3 protein-coding genes are annotated in these 3,056 nt (G+C 73.0%); 2 read left to right on the top strand and 1 reads right to left on the bottom strand.

Features of this window, described 5'->3' with window-relative positions; all coding sequences use genetic code 11:
* Nucleotides 1-1,368, top strand: a 1,368-nt coding sequence (locus tag ACWJ6R_RS33480; protein ID WP_449066059.1) for an aldehyde dehydrogenase family protein, incomplete at its 5' end; no start/stop codon positions are given.
* Nucleotides 1,369-1,435: 67 nt separating this feature from the next.
* On the opposite strand, the gene ACWJ6R_RS33485 is transcribed toward ACWJ6R_RS33480, so the two are convergent.
* Entirely contained in the window at nt 1,436-1,888 is a 453-nt protein-coding gene (locus tag ACWJ6R_RS33485; RefSeq protein WP_449066060.1) for a hypothetical protein, read from the bottom strand.
* A gap of 170 nt (nt 1,889-2,058) precedes the next feature.
* On the opposite strand from ACWJ6R_RS33485, the gene ACWJ6R_RS33490 reads away from it, so the two are divergent.
* The gene (locus ACWJ6R_RS33490) at nt 2,059-2,868 is read left to right on the top strand and encodes a class I SAM-dependent methyltransferase (protein ID WP_449066061.1); all 810 of its coding nucleotides are present in this window, start codon (nt 2,059-2,061) and stop codon (nt 2,866-2,868) included.
* The last annotated feature ends 188 nt before the right edge of the window (nt 2,869-3,056 follow it).

Consider the following 3,056-nt stretch of genomic DNA (forward strand, 5'->3'; position numbering starts at 1 on the left):
TGGGCGCGGGTGCCCGCGCCGGTGCGGGGGCGGGTGATCGCCTCGGCCGGGCGGCTGGTGGAGGCCAACGCCGAGGCGCTGGCCCGGCTGGTCACCCGGGAGATCGGCAAGCCGTACGCCGAGGCGCTGGGCGAGGTCCGGGAGATCGTCGACACCTGCGACTTCTTCCTGGGCGAGGGGCGGCGGCTCTACGGGCAGACGGTCCCCTCGGAGATGCCGGACAAGAGCCTGTTCACCTTCCGGGTCCCCGTCGGGGTGGCGGCGGTGGTCACCGCGGGGAACTTCCCGGTCGCGGTGCCGTCGTGGTACCTGGTCCCGGCGCTGCTGTGCGGCAACGCCGTGGTGTGGAAGCCCGCCGAGTACGCCGCGGCCTCCGCGCACGCGCTCTACCGGCTGCTGGCCGCCGCCGGGCTCCCGGACGGCGTGCTGAGCCTCGTGCTGGCCGACGGCGAGCAGACCTTCGCGGGCCTGGAGACCGCCCTGCAGGAGGGCACGGTGCACAAGGTCGGCTTCACCGGTTCCAGCGGGGTCGGCCGGAGGATCGGCGAGCTGTGCGGGCGCCATCTGCAGTCGCCCTGCCTGGAGCTGGGCGGCAAGAACCCGATGGTCGTCATGCCGGACGCCGACCTGGACCTGGCGGTGGAGGGCGCGCTGTTCGCCGGGTTCGGCACGGCCGGGCAGCGCTGCACGTCGCTCGGGACGGTGATCGTGCACGAGAGCGTGCACGACGAGTTCCTCGCCCGCTACACCGCGGCCGTGGCCGGGGCGGAGATCGGCGACCCGGCCGGGGAGGTGCTCTGCGGGCCGCTGCTGGACCGCAGGTTCGCCGAGCGCTACGAGGAGTACCTCGGCTGGATCGAACCGCACCACACGGTCGTCTCGGGCCCGGTGGGCCGGATCACGCCGGAGAACCCCCGGGGAGACTTCACCGGGGAGGGCGGCCTCTACTACCACCCGGTGGTCGTGGACGGCGTGCGCGCCGGCGACCGGCTCTTCCTGGAGGAGACGTTCGGCCCGATCGTGGGCGTGACCTCCTTCGGCACCCTGGAGGAGGCGATCGCACTGGCCAACCGGCCCGGCTACGGACTCTCGTCGTCGATCTACACCACCGACCCGAAGGCGGCCTTCCGGTTCCGCGCGGGCATCGGCGCGGGCATGGTCAGCGTCAACAACTCCACCTCCGGCGCCGAGGCGCACCTGCCCTTCGGCGGGAACGGCAAGTCGGGCAACGGCAGCCGCCAGTCGGGCGTGTGGGTGCTCGACCAGTTCACCCGCTGGCAGGCGATGAACTGGGACTACTCCGGCCGCCTGCAGAAGGCGCAGATGGACGTCGCCGAGATCGTCCCCGACCTGGGCTTCCGTCTCTGACGGGCTGACGTTCCGCCAGGTCTTTGCCGTTTCGCGGGATTCTCCCCATCATGATCGCGGCATGTCCTCAGGGGGTGGCTCCGACGGGGCCGCCCCGACCCGCGGGGGCCGCGTGCTGCGGCGCGGTCCCCGCGGATCCACCGGCCGCCGCGGGGACCACTCCGAGCTCCGCCCCCTCCGGCGGCCGGAAGGCGGTCAGTAGAGCGGGACGGGCGGCTTGCGCGGGACGGGTGAGTACAGCGCCTCCACGGGCGGGCGGCCGGCGCCCGCGTCCACCCGGGCCGCGGCCGTCCGCAGGCGTCCCCCCCTGCGGGAAGGCGCTCACCTTGGAGGCCCCGCAACCGGGGCAGTCCACCCCCGACCACGGGGGCTGCACCGGCTCCCCGGCCTGCGTCCAGACCACGGCCTCGTGACCTCGCTCGTCCGCCACGTGGCGGACGGTGTACTCCTCCTGCCAGACGCGCCCGCAGCACTGGCACTCCAGCGACCACACCTCGTGCGTACTGAACTCGTCCCGCATGGAAACCACCCCCGTTGGTGACGATGACGACCCATTCGAGTCTCACCCTCTTTTCCCCATAAGGGCAAGTAGATAGGCATGACGATTATCTTATTCCCATATATTGAGACAAATTCTCTCATTTAATGAGACCGCTGCTACGGTTGATCCACTCGACCGAAGGAGTGGCCATGACCGCCAAGGACGCCGTCTACACCCACGGGCACCACGAGTCGGTGCTGCGCTCCCACCGCTGGCGCACCGCGGAGAACTCGGCGGCGTACCTGCTCCCCCACCTGTCACCGGGGATGTCGCTGCTGGACGTCGGCTGCGGTCCCGGCACCATCACCGCCGACCTGGCCGAGCGGGTCGCGCCGGGCGTCGTCACCGCCTCCGAGGTCACCGCCGAGGCGCTCGGCCTGGCCCGCGCCGAGGCGGAGCGGCGGGGTACGGCGGGCATCGAGTTCGCCGTGGCCGACGTGCACGCGCTGGACTTCCCCGACGACACCTTCGACGTCGTCCACGCCCACCAGGTGCTGCAGCACGTGGGCGACCCGGTCCAGGCGCTGCGGGAGATGCGTCGGGTCTGCCGTCCGGGCGGGATCGTCGCGGTCCGCGACAGCGACTACGCCGCCTTCACCTGGTTCCCGGCGCCGCCCGAGCTGGACGAGTGGCTGGCCCTCTACCAGAAGGTCGCCCGGGCCAACGGGGGCGAGCCGGACGCGGGGCGCAGGCTGCTGTCGTGGGCCCGCGCCGCCGGTTTCACCGACATCACCGCCACCTCCTCGACCTGGTGCTTCGCGACGCCGGAGGACCGGGAGTGGTGGGGCGGCATGTGGGCCGAGCGGATCCTGAAGTCCGACATGGCCCGCCAGGCCCTCGACTCGGGCGCCGCGACCGAGGAGGGACTGCACCGCCTCTCCGCGGGCTGGCGGGCCTGGGCCGCCGAGCCGGACGGCTGGCTGTCGCTGCTCCACGGGGAGCTGGTCTGCCGGGCCTGACCCTCCACCGGGCCGCGGAGGGTCAGACGGGGGCAGACGGGGGCAGGTGGACCGCCGGGGTGCGCGGCCGCCGGGCGGCGGCCGCGCACCGGGCCGGGGTCAGGGCCCCTGGGTGATCTTCACGTTGTCGACGCCGGCCTCCACCAGGGAGGCGCCCGAGGCGTCGGCCGCCTCGATGAGGATCCGCA

The organism is Planomonospora algeriensis, from assembly GCF_977012225.1.

Excerpts from the sequence above, each read along its gene's own strand:
- ACWJ6R_RS33485 (WP_449066060.1), bottom strand. The coding sequence starts at position 1,888 with ATGCGGGACGAGTTCAGTACGCACGAGGTGTGGTCGCTGGAGTGCCAG.
- ACWJ6R_RS33490 (WP_449066061.1), top strand. The coding sequence starts at position 2,059 with ATGACCGCCAAGGACGCCGTCTACACCCACGGGCACCACGAGTCGGTG.